Origin of the sequence: Woronichinia naegeliana WA131, from assembly GCA_025370055.1 — a bacterium.
GTDB lineage: Bacteria > Cyanobacteriota > Cyanobacteriia > Cyanobacteriales > Microcystaceae > Woronichinia > Woronichinia naegeliana.
The window spans coordinates 4,753,274-4,768,809 of record CP073041.1 but is presented as its reverse complement, the minus strand read 5'-3'; the positions used below and the strand labels follow the sequence as shown (position 1 = coordinate 4,768,809).

Sequence of the window (15,536 nt, the reverse complement as noted above, 5' to 3'; positions counted from 1 at the left end):
TGTTTAATCTATTGTTCCTTTCTGTCTAAAAAGGTCAACACAAATCACTCCTCACAAAAGAGAGGAAAATTAACACCATTTTTCACAAGAAAAACGACTCTACAACTTTTTACTTTTTGTCTTCTGAAGTAGAGTAGAAAGATTCATTACCAAAAAGTTCATCGCAATTACCGTTTCCGAGGTCTCAGGTAGTTTGGCCATCACTCGACCAAGACTAAATTTCCTCTTTCCCTGTCCGAATTTACCCTCAATGGCATTACGCACTCTTTCATCTGAGCGTGCCTCTTTCTTTTTTTCTTTGCTCACCTCTTTCGGCGGTCTTCCCAATCGGGGACCACTCATTCTTATATCCCTTTCTTTACAATAAGCTCGATTCGCTTTTGTTCGATAGATTTTATCCACATGAACCGATTCCGGATAACATCCTGTTTCCCTTTTATATTCTTCTATTCGCGCTTGTAAATCTCCCGATTCGTTGTAATTATCCCAACTTAATTTGTCTAAGAAGACAAAGCCATTCACATTACTTGCCGATATTTTAGCTCCAAACTCTACTGCTTTTCCCGCTTTTCCACGCACTATTGGACGCACGTGAGGTTGGCTTACACTCACAATTCTGTTTTCTACTTTATTTGTCTTTTTTTCATACATTTCTAACTGTTGCTCATACACTTTTCCTATCGTTACAAGCTCTTCTTGCTCTTTTTTCGTTAGTTTTTCTAACTTTGCTCCCTCTTCTATCATTTTTTCTATATGAGACAAGTTTCTTTTTATATATCCTAGTTGTTTTTTTGTTCCTTTTCTTCTTTCTTTTTTTGACACACGACGTTTTTTTGCTATGGCTAAGTACTCTTTTCTTGCCACTTCCCTATAAGTCCTCGGCTTTTCTTTCCTTTTCTCTTTTATTTCTTCATACAGCTTATCTATCTGGACAGTGGGAAGTTTATGGATGCCAGATAAGGTAATGACTATGCGACGAAAGTAAGCATATCAGGGCTTGAGGAAGAGGCAAGTTTAGCGGTAAGGAATTTAGGCAAAAGCAGACTGGGTGGACTTTGAGGAAAAATCATTTGGGCTTGATGTTGAAGGGCTAGTTGAGCAATCCGTTCACTAGGGTAGCCATGGGATGGTAATGTCCGAAACCATCGAGGAAAATTAGCCCAAATCCCCTGGGGTAACTCTAAGGCGAGAATTTGAAGTAGCCCTAAAGCAATGGCATTAAGGTTAACAAAACGCTCAAAGGCTTCTACCTTGTTTAAAATCTGAGTCTGAACAGCTTGTGGATAGTCACTGAGGATAAGATTGCTGGGCCAGGTAGGTAAAGTAGGAAGACTCTTAAGCCAAAAACGATAGGCAAAGCTGCCCAAAAGATGGACTAATTGACGAAAAGTGACTTCAATCTTAAATCGGAGACCGTAAGCGGCAATAATCTCAGGTCCAGTCAAACAGAGATCAGTAGAAAGCAGAATCAGTCGTCGTCCGTTAGGCAATTGGGTCAGAACAAACTTGACGAGCTGATGGGGACTATCCCAGTGGAACTCAAAGCACTGATAAGAAACCGTGACTTGTTGACCATAGAGCCAGACTTTAGCTGTCGGAAAGTCCGCCGCCAGAGCGAACAGCTTTTCTAGTTTTATCGAACTCCCCCAAATCCGTGGTCGTCCTCTCCCCGTCAGCGTCGGCACGGAACAAAAGGGGGCATAGGCGACGGTGGAGCAACGCACTCTTGTGATTAGATGCAAGGCGTTCTGGCGAAAACTTTTGAGCACTGGTTCGCAAGCAAAATAAGCATCCAAAATTACATAACTCCCTGCCTCTGCGTAAGTAACACAAAGGTCAGCCATTTTTGTCACCAGGCTCGTCTTCACCTTTTTTTTGCCTTTTCCCTCCCCCTTCTCGGTTGCTTTGGACTTGATGCCATCGTCTAGCCGCAACACTAAGGGCAAGGCAAAGCAGGCTTTCCCTACTCCCACCAAAATACTCAAGGCATTGAAGTAATGACCCCTTATCCACTCTGGCTTGGACACATCTTCCGATTCTTGGTGTAGTCGTTTTACACCTGGCATCTTGCGTCCTTCTTTCCCCACTTTGATGCCATCACCCACATACACCCGTTTCCCTTTAATTCTGTATAGACTTTCATGCTGACTTAGCCACTTTGACCATTGTAAAGTTAGTCCTTCGACCCTAAACGCCTTGGAATCAAACCAATGTAGAGCCTGATTGTAGTAGCTCTCTGTTAAGCCAATGGCATTGACATAGCTAGTTATTGCGCTGGGTTGGCTGTTGAGCACTACTCCCCAGACTAACAGGATAAACCATTGGAACGTTGCTTCTCGGCTAAAGGCTGGACGGAGATTCTCTAGGATTTGCTCTAGTCGCTGACATAGTTGCATAATTGATAGATAGCACTGGCTATCGATTTTCTTATATCAGCCAGTTTCGGACATAACGGCACTCTTTTGTATCGGATGTCCGATTTTCTTTTCTCCACTTACACGCCTCGAGAACTTCCCACTGTCCAGTTATCTATTATTTTTTCTGTTTTTTCTCTGGCATCATTCAATATTCCTATATCCGTTGGATATTTTATATCTGCTGGTGTACAAGTCGCATCTAACAATAACTTTCCTTCATTTTCTTTTTTTTCTGACGCTACACCCGTCGCTTTTTTTTCTATTTCTTTATTAATTTTATTTATTAATTCCATTCCTATTTTTTTACGAAAATGAACCATCATTGACGCATTAAATGCTTCTTTGCTACTATAGCTTTCCATTCCTATAAAGTACTGTAAATAAGGGTTCTCTTTTATTTGTTCTACTGTTTCTCTGTCACTTTTTCCTGAAATTTCTTTGATAATTAATGCTCCTAATGCCATTCTAAATGATTTGGCTGGGGCTCCTTTTTTTTCTGTGAAGTTTTTTGCATATTCTTCCTCATATTCTTCCCAGGGAATCATTTTTGACATTTCTATCCAACGATTTTCTTCGTCTAACTGCCCGCCGAACAGATTTTTCAAGTTTTCTGGTGTTTCAATTGAGTACTGTTGCTTTCGGTACATCTGCTTTCTCTCTTCTTAATGCAATGGTTTTGAGGCATTCTACCCTATTTTCGTGCATTCTAGCGGTTCTTAATTCGCCTACTATTTTTCTCCGTAAAGGTTTCAGCTTTTTTCAGCAAGCCCTATTTAGAAGCTAATGGAGAAGTCAAAACCACTCAACACCGACGTTGGAATGGGAAGTATTTCGAGATTTGGCACTGCCGTTATCTCAATCAGATTCCCCTGCGAGACCAACAGCCTGCTTTGTTGGTTAACTGGTGTGAGCTAAAAATCCACCGCGAATCCGATGCTCAACTTCTTTATCACAATAGTTGGATTACCAATCATTTTCTCACCCCTTACATCGTTCTTGATGTCTGTCGTGCTGGACGGACTCGTTGGCGTACTGAGAACGAGAATCACAATATTCTCAAAAATCGAGGCTATCACTTAGAGCATAATTTTGGGCATGGTAAACAACACCTCGCCTCTGTTTTGCTTACCCTGAATTTGCTGGCTTTTCTCTTGCACACGGTTTTAGGTTTGGTTGATGAACGTTACCAGAGAATTCGCGTCCAACGCGGCACTCGTAAGGGATTCTTTCAAGATATTCTCTCTTTGACCAAATATCTGTTCTTTGAAAGCTGGCATCATCTTTTAGATTTTATGCTTGATGACTCAGTTTCTCTCGCTGTCTCGAATTCTTCCTAGTTGATTAATTGGCAATTTTCATAGCAAAACCCTTGCCAGTAAATACATCGAGCCTTTTGTATCTTTGACTACATTCTGAATTTGGAATTGCTGTCTTTTGGGCGGCTTTGCCTATCGTTTTTGGCTTAAGGCTCTTCCTACTTTACCGACCTGGCCTAGCAATCTTATCCTCCCTGACTATCCCCAAACTGTTCAGACTCAGATTTTAAACAAAGTAGAAGCCTTTGAGCGTTTTGTTAATCTTCATGTCATTGTTCTCGGCTTACTTCAAATTCTTTCCTTAGAGTTACCCCAGGGGATTTGGGCTAATTTCCCTCGCTGGTTTCGGACTCTACCCTCCCATGGCTATCCTAGTGAACGCATTGCTCAACTAGCCATCCAACATCAAGCCCCAATGATTTTTCCTCAAAGTCCACCTAGTCTGCTTTTGCCTAAATTCCTTGCCGCTAAACTTGACCCTTTTCCAAGTCCTGATAGACTTACTTTGGCCGCATAGTCATTACCTTCTCTGCCATCCATAAACTTCCCACTGTCCAGTTTCTTTAAATAACTTTCTTTTCTCTGGGTCTTGGCTTTCTTCCAAGCTATACTTTGCCCAGATATACACATACTTTTTTGATTTTAATATTCTTCCTATTTGACTTCCGCTTAACTTTATTCCTGTCTCTCCTTCTAAATATGTTGCTAATCGTTGGGCTGTCCATCTCCCAAATTCGTAACTTAATTCTTCGGGGTCTTTATCTATTACCTCCATAAGTTTATTAACATATTCTGGAGTCGCTTTTTGATAATTTCCTTCCATTCTTTCATCTTTTAGGCTTTCCAATTTATTGGCATCTCCATGAACACACCAATAGGCTACCTTTCTTAATGAGCATCCTACAAAGTCTGCTATTTCTTGCTGAGTTTTACCATCATTTTGTAATAATAATATTAGGATTCTCTCCCTGATATCAGGATGGTCATTATATTTTAGTTCGCTCTGTAGCTTTTCTTTTTCTTCTTTTTTTAGATAGTTTTTTACTGGCATAGCTTTTCTCCTTTTTTATTTTCATTAAATGCCATTTAGATGACTAACAGCTTATTCCGTTACCATTTCTCACTTTATTTTTATTTTTCAAACTAGCACGAAATGTGGGTTATAACAAGAGAGTTGTACAATTCTTAACAATTACAGTGATCGCTGAAACGACGCAAAACCGTTCCAAATTTATTTTTGCTAATTGCCTCTGTGTTCATACCCATAAGTTAATAAAGCCTGACTTCACTGACGAGGAATACTTACGTATAGAAAATAGGTGGTATTCAGTACGTCGAATGACTTTTCTGTCTGACGGTGTAAACCGAATTCCTGGATTATCCTCTTGATCGAGTAGTGCATAGGTTCTGCGGTTTATGGCAAGTAAAAAAAATTTCTAAAATAGCTTGCCTAATGGGGGAGGGATAGGTTATCTTAATAAAAGCGACGCGGGATAGAGCAGCCTGGTAGCTCGTCGGGCTCGAATCGCAAGGTTAACAATGAGTACCAAACTCAAAGGAGACATCGCAGAACAAGCAGCCATCCTTCATGCAATGAAGCTTGGTTGGAGGGTTCTAAAGCCAATCGGAGACCGTCTAGCCTATGACTTAGTTTTCGACGTTGAAGGATCTCTGTTGAAAGTGCAGGTAAAAAGTTCTTGGTTTGATGAAAAAGCTAACAACTATGTTGTAGATAATCGTCGGACTAAGACAAACCGCAGAATAATGCTTAGAGAAGTTTATGACCAATCTGACTTTGATTTTGCCCTTGCCTATATTTAAAACCTTGATCTGTTTTATGTGTTTCCGGTAGATGTTTCTATCAGTTATGGCAGTGAGATTCACTTGGTAGAAACTGATAAACGTCAAAGAAAACCTCGTTCCTCTCAATATCGTGAGGCGTGGGAGTTAATCTTTAAAAGGGCTGCGCGTGAGGAAACTTGTGCGTGATAATCTCTCAAACTCGGGGAAGCCTTTAATCTGGTAATCCCGAGCCAAGCCAAAAAGCTAATAACTAGCTTGATTGGAAGGTGTAGAGACTTTATGGGAGACACCCTAACAGAAAATTCTGAGGGTGAAGAGAAAGTCCAGACCACAAACTGAGTAGTTCAGGCAGCGAAAGCTGTAGATGGTAAGCATAACCCGAAGGTCGGTGGTTCAAATCCGCCTCCCGCCATTTAGTTAAAAGCAATGTTAACCTCATTCTGAAAATCGGATGGGGTTTTGCTTTTCTGTGGTGCTACAAAATATTTCTAGTCCCTAAAACGTCCTGGCGACTCTACACTAGATGATGGAGAGAGTTGGCGAGGGAGTTGCAGATTTTTTTCGGAGAATCTGAGGAAAGTCCGGGCTTCCAAAAAATCAAACTTGCTGGGTAACGCCCAGTGCGCGTGAGCGTGAGGATAGTGCCACAGAAAAATACCGCCTCATTAGTTAATAGTGAATATGGATAGTTGATAATTTAAAGTTAATCACTATTCACTTGAAACTATTCTCTAATTGGGTAAGGGTGCAAAGGTGTCGGCAAGAGCGCACCAGCAGTATCGTGAGGTACTGGCTCGGTAAACCCCGGTGGGAAGCAAGGTCGGAGGGACAAGGGTTGATCTTTTTCCCGTCCCGCTTTAGAGGAACCGCTTGAGGAATTTGGTAACAAGTTTCCCAGATAGATAACACCCCCCTTTGATGGAATGATCATTGGGAACAGAACCCGGCTTATGTCCGACTCTCTCTTTTTTAATCTCCCTAGTAGACTTGGGCGGGAATAGAGCGACCGTTTATCATTGCTTTAATGCCTTGCCTTGATAAGTCCATTTGAAGGGTTTAGCCATAGTGCGATTAAAGTAATCAATGAAGTCAAGGATGCGAGTTTTGAGCTGTTCTCTGCTCATGAAATTGCCTCGTCTGAGTAACTTACTCATCAGCATACTGAACCACATCTCAATTTGGGTCGTATTCTAAACCTGTGGAAAAGAGTAATAATAAATAGGGTCTGCTGAAAAAGTCCACAAAACGAACCTAGATGCCACAGGAGGCGAAAAATGGTGACTTCAGAGAGTAGTTTCCAATTTCAACCCCCAGTTTTCCAACGACGTGCATGGGCTTTGAGCCTCCAAAGGCCATAACCTTGCACCTGATCGTTTTTAAAATGCTTGAAAGCATTATCTGGCAAGGGTTCTATACTTATTCAGCAAGCCCTAAATAGGGCTTGCTGAAAAAAGCTGAAACCTTTACGGAGAAAAATAGTAGGCGAATTAAGAACCGCTAGAATGCACGAAAATAGGGTAGAATGCCTCAAAACCATTGCATTAAGAAGAGAGAAAGCAGATGTACCGAAAGCAACAGTACTCAATTGAAACACCAGAAAACTTGAAAAATCTGTTCGGCGGGCAGTTAGACGAAGAAAATCGTTGGATAGAAATGTCAAAAATGATTCTTTGGGAAGAATATGAGGAAGAATATGCAAAAAACTTCACAGAAAAAAAAGGAGCCCCAGCCAAATCATTTAGAATGGCATTAGGAGCATTAATTATCAAAGAAATTTCAGGAAAAAGTGACAGAGAAACAGTAGAACAAATAAAAGAGAACCCTTATTTACAGTACTTTATAGGAATGGAAAGCTATAGTAGCAAAGAAGCATTTAATGCGTCAATGATGGTTCATTTTCGTAAAAAAACAGGAATGGAATTAATAAATAAAATTAATAAAGAAATAGAAAAAAAGCGACGGGTGTAGCGTCAGAAAAAAAAGAAAATGAAGGAAAGTTATTGTTAGATGCGACTTGTACACCAGCAGATATAAAATATCCAACGGATATAGGAATATTGAATGATGCCAGAGAAAAAACAGAAAAAATAATAGATAAGCTGTATGAAGAAATAAAAGAGAAAAGGAAAGAAAAGCCGAGGACTTATAGGGAAGTGGCAAGAAAAGAGTACTTAGCCATAGCAAAAAAACGTCGTGTGTCAAAAAAAGAAAGAAGAAAAGGAACAAAAAAACAACTAGGATATATAAAAAGAAACTTGTCTCATATAGAAAAAATGATAGAAGAGGGAGCAAAGTTAGAAAAACTAACGAAAAAAGAGCAAGAAGAGCTTGTAACGATAGGAAAAGTGTATGAGCAACAGTTAGAAATGTATGAAAAAAAGACAAATAAAGTAGAAAACAGAATTGTGAGTGTAAGCCAACCTCACGTGCGTCCAATAGTGCGTGGAAAAGCGGGAAAAGCAGTAGAGTTTGGAGCTAAAATATCGGCAAGTAATGTGAATGGCTTTGTCTTCTTAGACAAATTAAGTTGGGATAATTACAACGAATCGGGAGATTTACAAGCGCGAATAGAAGAATATAAAAGGGAAACAGGATGTTATCCGGAATCGGTTCATGTGGATAAAATCTATCGAACAAAAGCGAATCGAGCTTATTGTAAAGAAAGGGATATAAGAATGAGTGGTCCCCGATTGGGAAGACCGCCGAAAGAGGTGAGCAAAGAAAAAAAGAAAGAGGCACGCTCAGATGAAAGAGTGCGTAATGCCATTGAGGGTAAATTCGGACAGGGAAAGAGGAAATTTAGTCTTGGTCGAGTGATGGCCAAACTACCTGAGACCTCGGAAACGGTAATTGCGATGAACTTTTTGGTAATGAATCTTTCTACTCTACTTCAGAAGACAAAAAGTAAAAAGTTGTAGAGTCGTTTTTCTTGTGAAAAATGGTGTTAATTTTCCTCTCTTTTGTGAGGAGTGATTTGTGTTGACCTTTTTAGACAGAAAGGAACAATAGATTAAACAAAATCTGTATTTTGATTTGTTTCCATAAGGATAAGTTATCTATGCTTTTTCAGTCCATACTTCCCTAACCCACATTTCTTTCGTTTTTTGACTTTTTCAGCAAGCCCTACTTATAAAGGTTATTTGCCAGAAGTAAAGGAAAAGATTGCCGAAATGGCAATGAATGGTAGTGGCATAAGGGATACAGCCCGTGTGCTGAGGATTAGTCCATCAACAGTGATTAGTGAACTAAAAAAAAAGAGTCTAGTTTAGTATTCGTCAACGAAAAAAAACTAGCAGAACTGGAACCCAGTCAGAGTATTGTAACGCTCTGCCAATGGAATGACGTGGAAGCAGAACTCGACGAAATGTGGGGTTTTGTGAAGAGCAAAAAAGAGCAAAGATGGTTATGGCACGCTATTGATCATAAGACAGGTGAGATATTAGCTTATGTTTTGTCTGGTCACAAAGATGAAGCATTTCTAAGGCTAAAAGAGTTGTTAGAACCTTTTGGTATTACTCAATATTATACAGATGGATGGGGGGCTTACGAACGACATATTGAGCCAGCATTGCATGAGGTGGGTAAGTATAATACTCAAAAAATCGAACGAAAGCACTTGACATTGAGAACTCGAATAAAGAGATTAGCGAGAAAAACGATTTGTTTCTCCAAATCTATTGTGATGCACGATATTGTCCTTGGATTATTTATCAATCGCTTTGAATTTGGATGTCTTATTTAGATGTGCTTCCACAGATTCAGAACACTACCGGGTTTCAGAACAGCAATTCTAAATTTGAAAAATCAGGAGGAATTAGTGGCGGGCAGAGAGTCAAATGGCTCAAGCATAAAATCAAGAAGGTGTTGCCAGCTATCAAAGACAAAATAGGTAGTAAGAGTGCGTAAATGGGAAAAAAAGCATCTTCGAGTCCCTAAAAGTAGTCGGATACGTTGGTAGGACTCATCTAAAAGCTGTAAAACGGTGTGAAACAAGAAAGCCAGTAAATTTAAGGTGAGCAAAAAGATAGCAAGATGCTCGTCACCATGTCCAAAATTGTGTTCTAGATGGTAGCCCTGAGTCTTAAGAGTATTATGGTTCTCATTTTCGGTTTTCCAACGAGAGCGAGCGACACTGACTAACTCAACAATGTTATCGGCTTGGGGAAAATGGTCGGTAATCCAATCGTTGTGAAAGAGAACCTGACCGTCAGAACGGCGAGTAACAGTGACCTCAAACCAATGAGTATTGAGGGCGGCGGAACCATCTTTTAGGGGCAAGTGATAAGTCCAACGATAATGATAGTCATGCCAATCGCGACCATGACGACGACGCTCATGGAAAGAGTAAACTTCCCCAATCTTCTCGGCATAGTCCAAAAACTCATAGAGAGTAGGGTGAGATTCAGGCAAACAGACAAAAAGATAGTGAAAGTGGTTTTGAAGAGCCTCTTCGCACATCGGTTGACGACTATAGAGGTCATCCCCCAATCATAGTAACGCTAAACGGGTCAAAGAATTCTCGATGTCTGTGGAGCCAACGTTTTGCCGCCGCTACCTCACAGTCCTGTTTCTCGTGACCATCTTGAGGAGTAATAAATTCAGGGTCAAGACTAATCACTGCTTTTTGCTGAGGTGAGACAATTACAGGTAAAATTGCCGAATGAAAGTAAGTCACTGTCCCGTTTTTATGGGTTCGATGGGAACATTGCTCACAGTGAATATTTTGGGAGGAGAAATACTCTGTGCCATCTAGCGGAATTAGTAATTGCTTGTCTAACACCTCATACCGAGTCAATATTCCTCTGGTCTTTAGTAGTTGATAAATGTCACTAAACACCACAAATAACGAATTGGCTTTGATTTTATCCAGGATATTGCGGATTTGATTGTCACTAGGTATTTTGATGGCACCGAATAGAGTTTGAAGATTATCCCTACCGTTGCGACTATGCAGTTGTCTCTGATGTTCTAGGAATGATTCACATTGCATTAGAAACAGGCTGAAACCACCTAGTACCGCATCTTTTAGGCTGTAGGTTGTATTTGGACTGGGTTGGCGAGGGTCTTTCATTTTCTCTATACTTGCTACCAAGTACGCTATCAGACCAGTCATACTGATTGTTCCTTGCATCTTTTCTTCCTCTCTGGCTACCTTGTTGTCCTTTCCCATTATCCTTTTTTTCTACAACCCTTACCCATCCTTAAATTTAGAATTGCTGGAAAAATGGCAAGTCAATGGAGAGAAAGATGGATAGCAGGGCAGGCAAAGGGAATAGAAATAACAGAAAGAATAAAAGATGCTGAGCGTAGTGGAGCACCCGCCAAGTTTCAACCCGAACAAATATTGCAGTTGTTCAAATTAGCCTGTGATGACCCAAGGGATTATGCTCGTCCGATAAGTCACTGGACAGGACGAGAATTAGCAGAGGAATTGGTAAAGTAAGGAATAGTGGAAAGTATATCTCCTCGGCAGGTAGGAAGATTACTGGAAGAAGCAGATATTAAACCTCATCAGTCAGGATACTGGCTGAATCCCCCCCCTGACCCAAATTTTGAAGAAAAAGTGAGTGATATCTGTCAAGTCTATGAGAGTGCAATTTTAGGAGAGGAAAAGGGAGAAAAGACTCAGCAATTCTAAATTTGCCCTGTAGCAAGGGTTTCAGGTTTTAGTTCGCGTAATACGGGGTAAAATTCAACGGGATTAACAAGTTCATTTTACGAGTCTTCAGGCTTTCAGGCATGGTAGTACACATAGAATTGCCCCAAAAACCCCCTTTGAAATGTTCTTTAAATCCCTAAAAGGCTTGCTGTATCTAAAACTGAGAATTGCTGAGAAAAGACTATTTGTCTAGACGAGATGACGGGAATTCAAGCATTAGAGCGGAAAGCACCAGACCTTCCGATGTCTCAGGGGAAGATTCAAGGTCGAGAATTTGAATATATTCGTCACGGCACTCAAACGTTAATAGCCAGTTTTGATGTGGCCAAGGGTCAAGTAATCTGCTCTACAGTCGGAAATACTCGCACAGAGGCAGACTATTTAAGCCATATCCAAAAAACCATTGCCACCAGCCCTGATGTAGCAAAATGGCACTTGAGCATGGATTGCCTAAATACCCATCAGTCAGAATCTTTGGTTCGCTATGTAGGGCTTGCTGAAAAAAGCTGAAACCTTTACGGAGAAAAATAGTAGGCGAATTAAGAACCGCTAGAATGCACGAAAATAGGGTAGAATGCCTCAAAACCATTGCATTAAGAAGAGAGAAAGCAGATGTACCGAAAGCAACAGTACTCAATTGAAACACCAGAAAACTTGAAAAATCTGTTCGGCGGGCAGTTAGACGAAGAAAATCGTTGGATAGAAATGTCAAAAATGATTCTTTGGGAAGAATATGAGGAAGAATATGCAAAAAACTTCACAGAAAAAAAAGGAGCCCCAGCCAAATCATTTAGAATGGCATTAGGAGCATTAATTAGGGCTTGCTGAAAAAGTCAAAAAACGAAAGAAATGTGGGTTAGGGAAGTATGGACTGAAAAAGCATAGATAACTTATCCTTATGGAAACAAATCAAAATACAGATTTTGTTTAATCTATTGTTCCTTTCTGTCTAAAAAGGTCAACACAAATCACTCCTCACAAAAGAGAGGAAAATTAACACCATTTTTCACAAGAAAAACGACTCTACAACTTTTTACTTTTTGTCTTCTGAAGTAGAGTAGAAAGATTCATTACCAAAAAGTTCATCGCAATTACCGTTTCCGAGGTCTCAGGTAGTTTGGCCATCACTCGACCAAGACTAAATTTCCTCTTTCCCTGTCCGAATTTACCCTCAATGGCATTACGCACTCTTTCATCTGAGCGTGCCTCTTTCTTTTTTTCTTTGCTCACCTCTTTCGGCGGTCTTCCCAATCGGGGACCACTCATTCTTATATCCCTTTCTTTACAAGGGTGCGACCTTTAGTTGATAAAAGCTGTTGTAATCAGGGTTCTACAGGGAACCCATATTGATCAAGTTTTGCCCAAAATTGACTCCATCGTTCCTTGGTCAATACCAAAGCTCGTAGGCTCAAAATAATTCCTGCTCCTTTTTCCTTCCATCGCATCCCTGAACAACATAATCGTTGTTTGACCAACGTCTTACAAGCTGCTTCCGTAACACCTGAACCAATCGGATACTTTTTCTCTATGTATTCAGCATAATCCATTTGATGCTGATGATTCTCGTAATAAGTAATCGCCGCTTGTAGTTTCTCGGTAAGATTCTTAGAATGACTTTTTTCTTCTTTGACTTCTTTCATCAGATTTAGCAGTTCTCCTGCTTTTCCTTTTTCATGCTTGAGTTCTCGACAATTTTCAGTCAACCATTCTTTTTGTTTTGACACTGTATTCGGATGCAACGCTTCTGCCAAGGCACCTAAGTAACCAGAGGCATGATAGAAATCTAATATCTGTTCTTCCGTTTGCTTTTCTAAAAACTTCCAATTTGATTCTGCCCCGTCTGCTATCCCGACCAATGTTGCCTCTGGATAACGGTTTTTCGCTCGCTCAATTTCTCTTTCTAATCTTTCTAGAAAACTCTTTTTTCCATACTCTGGTGCCGCACCTAGATAGGGCTTGCTGAAAAAAGCTGAAACCTTTACGGAGAAAAATAGTAGGCGAATTAAGAACCGCTAGAATGCACGAAAATAGGGTAGAATGCCTCAAAACCATTGCATTAAGAAGAGAGAAAGCAGATGTACCGAAAGCAACAGTACTCAATTGAAACACCAGAAAACTTGAAAAATCTGTTCGGCGGGCAGTTAGACGAAGAAAATCGTTGGATAGAAATGTCAAAAATGATTCCCTGGGAAGAATATGAGGAAGAATATGCAAAAAACTTCACAGAAAAAAAAGGAGCCCCAGCCAAATCATTTAGAATGGCATTAGGAGCATTAATTATCAAAGAAATTTCAGGAAAAAGTGACAGAGAAACAGTAGAACAAATAAAAGAGAACCCTTATTTACAGTACTTTATAGGAATGGAAAGCTATAGTAGCAAAGAAGCATTTAATGCGTCAATGATGGTTCATTTTCGTAAAAAAATAGGAATGGAATTAATAAATAAAATTAATAAAGAAATAGAAAAAAAAGCGACGGTTGTAGCGTCAGAAAAAAAAGAAAATGAAGGAAAGTTATTGTTAGATGCGACTTGTACACCAGCAGATATAAAATATCCAACGGATATAGGAATATTGAATGATGCCAGAGAAAAAACAGAAAAAATAATAGATAAGCTGTATGAAGAAATAAAAGAGAAAAGGAAAGAAAAGCCGAGGACTTATAGGGAAGTGGCAAGAAAAGAGTACTTAGCCATAGCAAAAAAACGTCGTGTGTCAAAAAAAGAAAGAAGAAAAGGAACAAAAAAACAACTAGGATATATAAAAAGAAACTTGTCTCATATAGAAAAAATGATAGAAGAGGGAGCAAAGTTAGAAAAACTAACGAAAAAAGAGCAAGAAGAGCTTGTAACGATAGGAAAAGTGTATGAGCAACAGTTAGAAATGTATGAAAAAAAGACAAATAAAGTAGAAAACAGAATTGTGAGTGTAAGCCAACCTCACGTGCGTCCAATAGTGCGTGGAAAAGCGGGAAAAGCAGTAGAGTTTGGAGCTAAAATATCGGCAAGTAATGTGAATGGCTTTGTCTTCTTAGACAAATTAAGTTGGGATAATTACAACGAATCGGGAGATTTACAAGCGCGAATAGAAGAATATAAAAGGGAAACAGGATGTTATCCGGAATCGGTTCATGTGGATAAAATCTATCGAACAAAAGCGAATCGAGCTTATTGTAAAGAAAGGGATATAAGAATGAGTGGTCCCCGATTGGGAAGACCGCCGAAAGAGGTGAGCAAAGAAAAAAAGAAAGAGGCACGCTCAGATGAAAGAGTGCGTAATGCCATTGAGGGTAAATTCGGACAGGGAAAGAGGAAATTTAGTCTTGGTCGAGTGATGGCCAAACTACCTGAGACCTCGGAAACGGTAATTGCGATGAACTTTTTGGTAATGAATCTTTCTACTCTACTTCAGAAGACAAAAAGTAAAAAGTTGTAGAGTCGTTTTTCTTGTGAAAAATGGTGTTAATTTTCCTCTCTTTTGTGAGGAGTGATTTGTGTTGACCTTTTTAGACAGAAAGGAACAATAGATTAAACAAAATCTGTATTTTGATTTGTTTCCATAAGGATAAGTTATCTATGCTTTTTCAGTCCATACTTCCCTAACCCACATTTCTTTCGTTTTTTGACTTTTTCAGCAAGCCCTAGATAGATTGTAGGTTGACGTTCGCCTTCACTATCGTATAGGGAAACGGTTCCCACCATTGCTTCACGGTAGCCATCCTCACACATCAGCATACAGGTTCCATCTAATCCTATTCCCACTGTTGCAATTTGGCTATCCTCCTTGGGCGGGGCATAACTCCACGCTTCTTCTTTTGCCTGTACCACACTTCCTACTGCTTCACTCAATCTTTGGATATAGGATAGCGCTACTTTTCTACCATGATTTTCTAATAAATCATTTTTCACCTCTTTGCCTGCCATCCCTGACATTTTTGAGGATACCTGTTTTGCCAATAATGGCGTTGATGTTATGATTATCCTTGCTTCTCTTTCTAAGGGGCAATACGTTTTTCCTCAAAGGTGAACGCTGATATACATGACGATTCACTATAACCTCACCATAAGGTGTTTGATATTCTTTCGGTTGCTCTCCCTTACTCTTCCAGATTTCTTCACCGATTTTTAAGGGTGAACCATCTGTATCTAAATATTTCAAGGCTTCTTTGCTGGCGATGCAACCTACTTCGTTTAAGCCTTTTTGAATATTTATTTCTGTATCCAACATTGAACGACTGAGTTCTAATGTTAGTTCTATTTTTATCTTTGAACCCTCTACATTAATTAGTTTTGCTGTCATCATTGTTTCCTCTTTGTCACTTTTCATCTCATGTTAACACTTT

13 protein-coding genes, 1 other RNA gene and 8 pseudogenes are annotated in these 15,536 nt (G+C 39.8%); 12 read left to right on the top strand and 10 right to left on the bottom strand.

The genetic code is table 11. From position 1 onward, the window contains the following. Positions 1-99: 99 nt before the first annotated feature. The 3 genes and pseudogenes from KA717_23895 to KA717_23885 form a co-directional block, all read right to left on the bottom strand. A pseudogene (locus tag KA717_23895) lies at positions 100-927 on the bottom strand (transposase). A 41-nt stretch (positions 928-968) separates the two neighbouring features. Further along, a complete protein-coding gene (locus KA717_23890; GenBank protein ID UXE58996.1) occupies positions 969-2,396 on the bottom strand; it encodes a transposase in 1,428 nt (475 codons plus the stop codon). Between the two features lie 128 nt (positions 2,397-2,524). Further along, a pseudogene (locus tag KA717_23885) lies at positions 2,525-3,064 on the bottom strand (transposase). A gap of 246 nt (positions 3,065-3,310) precedes the next feature. Between KA717_23885 and KA717_23880 the strand changes: the two are divergent. Together KA717_23880 and KA717_23875 are read left to right on the top strand one after the other, a co-directional pair. Beyond that, entirely contained in the window at positions 3,311-3,754 is a 444-nt protein-coding gene (locus KA717_23880; GenBank protein ID UXE58995.1) for a hypothetical protein, read from the top strand. A gap of 97 nt (positions 3,755-3,851) precedes the next feature. Next, on the top strand, positions 3,852-4,250 hold the full coding sequence (locus KA717_23875) for a hypothetical protein (protein ID UXE58994.1): 399 nt from the start codon (positions 3,852-3,854) through the stop codon (positions 4,248-4,250). A 42-nt stretch (positions 4,251-4,292) separates the two neighbouring features. On the opposite strand, the pseudogene KA717_23870 reads toward KA717_23875, so the two are convergent. Next, positions 4,293-4,784: pseudogene (locus KA717_23870) on the bottom strand (IS630 family transposase). A 542-nt stretch (positions 4,785-5,326) separates the two neighbouring features. Here KA717_23870 and KA717_23865 point away from each other — a divergent pair. The 5 genes and pseudogenes from KA717_23865 to KA717_23845 all read left to right on the top strand — a co-directional run bounded on the left by KA717_23865 (position 5,327) and on the right by KA717_23845 (position 9,278). Further along, positions 5,327-5,722, top strand: a pseudogene (locus KA717_23865) (group I intron-associated PD-(D/E)XK endonuclease). 346 nt (positions 5,723-6,068) lie between these two features. After that, positions 6,069-6,502: RNase P RNA component class A (gene rnpB / locus KA717_23860), an RNA gene on the top strand. A 594-nt stretch (positions 6,503-7,096) separates the two neighbouring features. Next, positions 7,097-8,433: pseudogene (locus KA717_23855) on the top strand (IS5 family transposase). A gap of 243 nt (positions 8,434-8,676) precedes the next feature. Continuing rightward, on the top strand, positions 8,677-8,805 hold the full coding sequence (locus KA717_23850) for an IS1-like element transposase (protein UXE58993.1): 129 nt from the start codon (positions 8,677-8,679) through the stop codon (positions 8,803-8,805). 74 nt (positions 8,806-8,879) lie between these two features. After that, positions 8,880-9,278, top strand: coding sequence for an IS1 family transposase (locus KA717_23845; GenBank protein UXE58992.1), 399 nt, complete (start codon positions 8,880-8,882; stop codon positions 9,276-9,278). Between the two features lie 62 nt (positions 9,279-9,340). Here the strand turns inward: KA717_23845 and KA717_23840 are convergent, their stop codons facing one another. Together KA717_23840 and KA717_23835 are read right to left on the bottom strand one after the other, a co-directional pair. Continuing rightward, the gene (locus KA717_23840) at positions 9,341-10,024 is read right to left on the bottom strand and encodes a hypothetical protein (GenBank protein UXE58991.1); all 684 of its coding nucleotides are present in this window, start codon (positions 10,022-10,024) and stop codon (positions 9,341-9,343) included. After that, entirely contained in the window at positions 10,014-10,706 is a 693-nt protein-coding gene (locus tag KA717_23835; protein UXE58990.1) for a hypothetical protein, read from the bottom strand. The genes KA717_23840 and KA717_23835 overlap by 11 nt, the downstream gene beginning before the upstream one ends. Positions 10,707-10,760: 54 nt before the next feature. On the opposite strand from KA717_23835, the gene KA717_23830 reads away from it, so the two are divergent. From KA717_23830 to KA717_23815, 4 genes and pseudogenes are all read left to right on the top strand, one after another. Then, positions 10,761-10,979 carry a helix-turn-helix domain-containing protein gene (locus tag KA717_23830; GenBank protein UXE58989.1) on the top strand — a complete coding sequence of 73 codons (219 nt, stop codon included), beginning with the start codon at positions 10,761-10,763 and terminating at the stop codon, positions 10,977-10,979. Positions 10,980-10,985: 6 nt separating this feature from the next. After that, entirely contained in the window at positions 10,986-11,174 is a 189-nt protein-coding gene (locus KA717_23825) for a hypothetical protein (GenBank protein ID UXE58988.1), read from the top strand. 219 nt (positions 11,175-11,393) lie between these two features. Further along, complete coding sequence (locus KA717_23820) at positions 11,394-11,705, top strand: transposase (GenBank protein ID UXE58987.1); 312 nt, start codon at positions 11,394-11,396, stop codon at positions 11,703-11,705. A gap of 102 nt (positions 11,706-11,807) precedes the next feature. Continuing rightward, a pseudogene (locus tag KA717_23815) lies at positions 11,808-12,011 on the top strand (IS5/IS1182 family transposase). A 207-nt stretch (positions 12,012-12,218) separates the two neighbouring features. Here the strand turns inward: KA717_23815 and KA717_23810 are convergent. Together KA717_23810 and KA717_23805 are read right to left on the bottom strand one after the other, a co-directional pair. Beyond that, positions 12,219-12,482 (bottom strand): annotated as a pseudogene (locus tag KA717_23810) (transposase). A 35-nt stretch (positions 12,483-12,517) separates the two neighbouring features. Then, positions 12,518-13,051 (bottom strand): hypothetical protein, encoded by a 534-nt coding sequence (locus KA717_23805; GenBank protein UXE58986.1) that lies wholly within the window; start codon positions 13,049-13,051, stop codon positions 12,518-12,520. A gap of 219 nt (positions 13,052-13,270) precedes the next feature. On the opposite strand from KA717_23805, the pseudogene KA717_23800 reads away from it, so the two are divergent. Beyond that, positions 13,271-14,608: pseudogene (locus tag KA717_23800) on the top strand (IS5 family transposase). Positions 14,609-14,763: 155 nt separating this feature from the next. Here KA717_23800 and KA717_23795 read toward each other — a convergent pair. Together KA717_23795 and KA717_23790 are read right to left on the bottom strand one after the other, a co-directional pair. Next, positions 14,764-15,126, bottom strand: coding sequence for a hypothetical protein (locus KA717_23795; protein UXE58985.1), 363 nt, complete (start codon positions 15,124-15,126; stop codon positions 14,764-14,766). Continuing rightward, positions 15,092-15,520, bottom strand: a complete 429-nt coding sequence (locus tag KA717_23790; GenBank protein UXE58984.1) for a hypothetical protein — start codon at positions 15,518-15,520, stop codon at positions 15,092-15,094. Before KA717_23790 ends, KA717_23795 begins: the two co-directional genes overlap by 35 nt. Between the last annotated feature and the right edge of the window lie 16 nt (positions 15,521-15,536).